Here is a 5,745-nt window from a genome sequence, read left to right as displayed (position 1 = left end):
GGCCATCCATGGCCTGGGGCGGCTAACTCGGCATCCCTGCCGAGTTGCCCACTGCGCAGAACCTCCACTCGGCCTCCCGATGGGGCAAAAAACCAAAAGCACCGCGAGGCGGCCTACCGGCCGGCCTGTGTTTGAAAGCGTGTGTTCTGTAGCTCTGTAGCTCTGTAGCTCTGTAGCCCTGTAGCCCTGTAGCCGCTGCCGCAGGCTGCGATCGGCCCGAAGGGACGCCAAGCCTGTATCCGCGGTTTGCCTGATATACCGCGTCGCCTGGTTTTACGGGCGCTTCGCGCCCGTGCGCAGCCTGCGGCAGCGGCTACAGGGAGCACACTCCCCCAAGGCCGGCCGGCAGGCCGCCGTCTTGCTCTTGCTTTGGCTTTTGATCTGAACGCCCCGTTAACCACGATGGCCGAACGCAGGTATTGAGCCGTGGGTAACCCGGCAGGGATGCCGGGTTAGCCGCCCCAGGCCATGGATGGCCTGTGGCGGCGGCCCACGGATCAATGCCGGAGTGAGGGCATGCCGAGCCTAGGCGAGGTACCGAGTGGTGGGGCAAGACCTTTTGGTTACTTTTGGGGCGTTTGCCAAAAGTGACCCGCCGTAAGGGCGGAACCCTAAGTGGCCGTTACCGCAGAAATGGATATGTACACCATCCAAAAAATGCAGCGCCAGAACCGACGCCATCGCGAGCAAGCTTCGCTCCTACAGAAGCAGGCCTCCGCGACCAGTACCCTCAGATATGGCAACTGCTCAGGCCATTCTTCTCCAGATACCGCTGGTGCGCATCATCCGCCAACTCAAACCGCCCCAGCGGCACAACCACCGTAGCCACAGGTTTACTCAGACGCCCCGAATCCTGCAAAGCCACCTTGGCCACCCGCGCCTCCCCAGCCTGCCCACCATCGTGATAAAAAATCGCCGAACGATATTTCACCCCACCATGCTCCCCCTGCCGATCCACCGAAGTCGGATCATGCAAATCCCAAAAGTGCTCGATCAAGCTCGAATAAGCCACTACCCGAGGATCGAAATCCACCTGCACCACCTCGATCTGCACCGACTCGTCGCCCGTCTCTACGGCGTAGCCCACCCGTGTCTCCACCACCCCCGGTAGCGCCCGGAACGCAGCTTCCGCGCCCCAGAAACAGCCCGCGCCGAAGGTCGCCTGCTTGATCCCGCTCATGTTCCGACGCTCCTCGCTCACTGCACCGATCCGACTTTCTCGCCGCTGGCGCCCAGCCACTGATCGACGATTGCCGGGTTGGCCTGGACCCAGGCCTTGGCCGCTTCCGTCGCCGGTTGCTGTTCCTTCTCGATCCTGAGGATCAGGTCGTTCAACACCTGAGGGTCAATGCTGAAATTTTCCAGGAAGGCGGCGATCCGTGGCGCGCGCTTTTGCAAGGAGGTGGAGGCCAGGACATAGACCCGGGCGTCCGGGTAGGCGCAGGTGATCTTGCTCTTGTTCAGCCAGTCGGCGTCCACCGTCGGGCTGACGAATTTCCAGCAGCCGTCGGCCTTGTACAGCGGGTCGCCCTTCTTGTTGTCCTGGGCGTAGCCGTCGAACGCCGGCTCGTCCAGGCGGCGCAGGTCGAAGGCGGAGAAGATCCAGTCCGGGGTGTAGGCGTAGAACACCACGCCGCGCCGGGCCTTGTAGGCCGCGGCGAGTTTGGCGTAGGTCACCGAGGCTTCGGTGGACACCGACTCGAACTGGTCGGCAAAGCCGAAATCCTTGGCCTTGATCTGGCCGATATAGGTCGACTCCCAGCCCGCCGGGCCCACCAGCAATTGCGCCTTGCCGCCGCCCAGGGGTTCGAAGAGTTTCGCCACTTCGGGTTTCTGCAGGTCGTAGACCGACTTCACGCCGTACTTGTCTTGCAGGTAACCGGGGATATAGAAGCCCTGGACACCGAGATAGGGTTGCTTGTTCGGCACCAGGGAGCGGGTGCCGCCGGTGACATACTTGGCCCAGGCGGCGGATTGATTAGGCAGCCAGATATCGGTCAGCACATCCACCGAGCCGTCGCCCTTGGCCGCGGCGGCGAACAGTACCGGTATGTCACCGGCCAGGTAGGACACCTCGCCATCGAGGCGGCTTTTGATCACCTCGCCGAGGATGTTCTGGATGGCGATGGCGCCGGTCCAGTTCTGTTCGCCGATGATGATCTTGTCCTCGGCCAGCGCCGGCAGGGACAACCCCAACAGCAGCGCGGCGGCGCCCAGGGTACGGGAAAACGACTTGTTCAAGAGACACCTCATGGCTGATGGAAAGCGCGATCCCGCTGACGCAGGGTCGCTTGAATGATGCGGTCGGGAATCAGCGCGCAGAACACGATCGCCGCGCCGGCCAACATGCCCTCGCCGCCCTTGATATTGCGCAGCGCGGTCATCACGTCGTAGCCCAGGCCGCCGGCACCGATCAGCGCCGCGACCACCACCATCGACAGGCTCATCACCAGGGTCTGGTTGATCCCCAGCAGCAACGAGCCGGCGGCCAGGGGCAGCTCGACCTTGGTCAGGATCTGCCACGGCGTGGCGCCATGGGCCAGGGCCGCTTCGACGGCGGTCCTGGGCACTTCCTGGATTCCCAGGGCGGTGAGGCGGATCATCGGCGCCAGGGCGAAGATCAGCGTGGCGATCACCGCCGGGGTCTTGCCCACCGAGAAGAATGCGACCGCCGGGATCAGGTACACGAAGGTCGGCAGGGTCTGCATCACGTCCAGCAAGGGCGTGATCAGGCGCCGCGCCAGGGCGCGCTTGGCCAGGAGGATGCCGGCGGGCACGCCGATCAGCAGCGACAGCAGCACCGAGGAACCCACCAGGGCCAGGGTGGCGATGGTTCGTTCCCAGAAACCGAACAGGCCGATATAGAGCAAGGCCGCCGCGCTGGTCAGGGCCAAGGCCGCGCCGGCAGAGCGCCAGGCCAGCAGCACCAGGGCCAGCGCCGGCACCGGCCAGGGCAGCCAGCCCAGCAGGCTTTCGATGCTTTCGATCACCGTGCGCACGGCGACTATCACGCCGACGAAGGTGCGTTCAAAGGTGACCTGGGACCAACCGATCAATTGGTCGATGGCGGCCGCAGTGCTCAGCAGCGCCTGGCGGTCGGCGGGAAATTGCAGCCAGGGGCCGCTGGCATCCACGGCCACCACCCGCCACAGCACCAGGCCCTGGCACAACAGCACCACCAGCCACGGCAGGCGCCAGTCGGAACGGCCCTGGCGGCTCGGACGGCGGGCCAGGGTCACGCTGAGCAGGCGGCTAAGCAGCAAGCCAAGAATCGCCAACCCAGCCCAACCCAGACTGGCGCTGGCCAACCATTGCCCCAGGGCACTGGCCGCCGCCAACTCCAGGGCGAAGCCCAGCCAATACAAAGCGCCATGCCCGCTGGCGGCCAAGGCCGCCGGCCCCAGCAACAGCGCCTGCCAGAAGGAAAACCCCGGGGCCACGGGCGCCGGAACAGGTGCTGTTTTAGCCGAAGCCACGGGCGCTGCGGCGACTGTGTTGCTACGCGCGCCGTGCTCCTGAAAGAAATCCGCCACCTCGGCGTCTGCCGGGTGCTGCAGCAACTCATCGGGGCTGCCCAGCTGGATCAGATGGCCCTGGCGCAGCACCGCGATGCGGTCGGCCAGGCGCAGGGCCTCGGCCGGGTCGTGGGTCACCAGCAAGGTGGTGATGCCGCGCTCGCGCACCACCCGCAGGAAGTGGCGTTGCAGGTCGCGGCGGATGGTCGGGTCGAGGGCGCTGAAGGGTTCGTCCATCAGCAGGATGTCCGGCTCGCTGACCAGCGCCCGGGCCAGGCCGACCCGCTGCTGCATGCCGCCAGACAGCTCATGGGGATAGTGATCGCCCCAACCGTCCAGGCCCATGGCCCGCAGCTGCACATCGGCGGCGGCCTGGCGCAGCGCCTCGGGTTCGCCGCGCAGCTCCAGGGGCAAGGCGACGTTGTCGCGCACGCTGCGATGGGGCAGCAGGCCGAAGTGCTGGAAGACCATGCCGATGCGCCGCGAACGCAGGGTGCGCAAGTCCTTGGCCGAAAGCTGGCTGATCGCCGCGCCGTCGATCAGCACCTCGCCGCTGCTGGGCTCGATCAGCCGGTTGATGTGCCGGAGCAAGGTGGACTTGCCGCTGCCGGAGGTGCCCATCAGGCACAACACTTCGCCACGGCGCACGCTGAGGCTGACCTGCTCCACCGCCGGCGCGGACGAGCCGCGGCCGTAGCTCTTGGTCAGGTTGCGCAACTCCAGCACCACCTCGGCACTGGCCGGTTGCGGGGCGGACGAGGCTGGGACGGCGAAGGCCTCTTGGGGGTGAACGGCGGACACGGGAACTCCTGACGCCGGGCGCGGGTGGCGCCAACGGCGGTGATGAAAATAAAAAGGGGGAAGTCTTTTCACCGGCCAGCCGGCGCCTACAGGGATATGTGCAGGAACCGGTTTGCCGACGAATGCGGGCTAACGCTCAATCACAAATGCGTGGGGCTCCACAGCTGCACCGCGCGGGCATCCACCGGCTTGGGCAGGAGTTTTTCCTGGTAGAAGGCATCGGCGATTTTCTGTTGCTCGCCCAGGGCGTCCGGCTGCACCGCTTCCACCTTGTAGGTGCGACGACTGTTGGCCAGCTCCACCGTGGTCACATCCAGGTTGCCCCACAGCGGCCCCAGCAGTTTTGCCGCCTCCGTTGGGTGTGCCTTGACCCAGGTGCCGGTCTTCTGCAGCTCGGCGAACACCTGCTTCAGCACTTCCGGGTGAGCCTTGGCGTAATCGTTGGAGGCCAGGTAATAACGCCGGTAGCTGGCCAGGCCCTGGCCGTCGTGCAGCACCCGCGCGCCCTGCTGGCGTTCGGCGCTGGCGACGAAGGGTTCCCAGGTGACCCAGGCATCGACCTTGGCGGTTTCCAGGGCGGCGCGGCCGTCGGCCGGGGTCAGGTACACCGGCTGGATATCGGCGAAACTCAGGCCGGCCTCGCGCAGCGCGGCGATCAACAGGTAATGGCTGCCGGCGGCCTTGGTCACGGCGACGCGCTTGCCCTTGAGATCGGCCAGGGATTTGAGGCTGGAGTCCTTGGGGATGACGATGGACTGGGCCGCGGGCGACGGGGTTTCCGTGGCGAAGTAGGTCAGCTTGGCCCCGGCGGCCTGGGCGAACACCGGCACGGTGTCGGCGACGTCGGCGCTGATATCGACGTTGCCCACGTTCAGCGATTCCGCCAGGGGCAGGCCGCTGGTGAATTCATGCCAGGAGATCTTCACGCCCTGCCCCGCCAGTTGTTTCTCCAGCGTGCCCTGGGCCTTGAGCACCGCCAGCAGGGTCGAGGATTTCTGGTAGCCGATGCGCAGGTCGGTATCGGCCTGGGCATCAAGGGCCATGCCCAGCGCCAGACCGGCCAGGGCGGTGATCGACAAGCTACGACGCAAAGCAAAGGGCAGGCGCATGGGGGCGGACCTTCTGGGAGAGAGGAAAGTCGCTAAAAGCTAATCGATCTAAGAATTAAGATATAAATACTTTTTGGGAATTAGCTTAGGTTCGGGTGGACGATCTCAAGCTGCATGCGATGGCCGATCACAACATCGCTGTAGCCGCTGCCGAGCACCGCGAGGCTGCGATAAGGCCCAAAGGGCCTTGGTTCCCGATACCCCGACGGACCTCTATCGGTCTTGAGATCGCCGCGCCCGTTCCGGGCGATCGCAGCCTGCGGCAGCGGCTACAGAGGGTCAGTCAGTGATTACAGCGGTGTGTAGATGATTATCGCGGG

At 65.4% G+C, this 5,745-nt stretch carries 4 protein-coding genes; all 4 read right to left on the bottom strand.

The genetic code is table 11. The features are described 5' to 3' along the window. Positions 1 to 730: 730 nt before the first annotated feature. Complete coding sequence (gene msrA / locus ACTJKT_RS18910) at positions 731 to 1,180, bottom strand: peptide-methionine (S)-S-oxide reductase MsrA (protein ID WP_440788142.1); 450 nt, start codon at positions 1,178 to 1,180, stop codon at positions 731 to 733. 17 nt (positions 1,181 to 1,197) lie between these two features. Beyond that, complete coding sequence (locus ACTJKT_RS18905) at positions 1,198 to 2,253, bottom strand: ABC transporter substrate-binding protein (protein ID WP_440788141.1); 1,056 nt, start codon at positions 2,251 to 2,253, stop codon at positions 1,198 to 1,200. Then, positions 2,250 to 4,316, bottom strand: a complete 2,067-nt coding sequence (locus tag ACTJKT_RS18900) for an ATP-binding cassette domain-containing protein (RefSeq protein ID WP_440788140.1) — start codon at positions 4,314 to 4,316, stop codon at positions 2,250 to 2,252. The genes ACTJKT_RS18905 and ACTJKT_RS18900 overlap by 4 nt, the downstream gene beginning before the upstream one ends. A 140-nt stretch (positions 4,317 to 4,456) precedes the next feature. Next, positions 4,457 to 5,425 (bottom strand): aliphatic sulfonate ABC transporter substrate-binding protein, encoded by a 969-nt coding sequence (locus ACTJKT_RS18895; RefSeq protein ID WP_440788139.1) that lies wholly within the window; start codon positions 5,423 to 5,425, stop codon positions 4,457 to 4,459. Positions 5,426 to 5,745: the final 320 nt, after the last annotated feature.

Source organism: Pseudomonas sp. 22526 (assembly GCF_052044735.1).
Classification (GTDB): Bacteria; Pseudomonadota; Gammaproteobacteria; order Pseudomonadales; family Pseudomonadaceae; genus Aquipseudomonas; species Aquipseudomonas piscium.
This window is presented reverse-complemented; position numbering and strand designations above follow the sequence as displayed.

Coding starts and splice junctions, on each gene's coding strand:
- ACTJKT_RS18905 (WP_440788141.1), bottom strand. CDS start 2,253: ATGAGGTGTCTCTTGAACAAGTCGTTTTCCCGTACCCTGGGCGCCGCC.
- msrA (WP_440788142.1), bottom strand. CDS start 1,180: ATGAGCGGGATCAAGCAGGCGACCTTCGGCGCGGGCTGTTTCTGGGGC.
- ACTJKT_RS18895 (WP_440788139.1), bottom strand. CDS start 5,425: ATGCGCCTGCCCTTTGCTTTGCGTCGTAGCTTGTCGATCACCGCCCTG.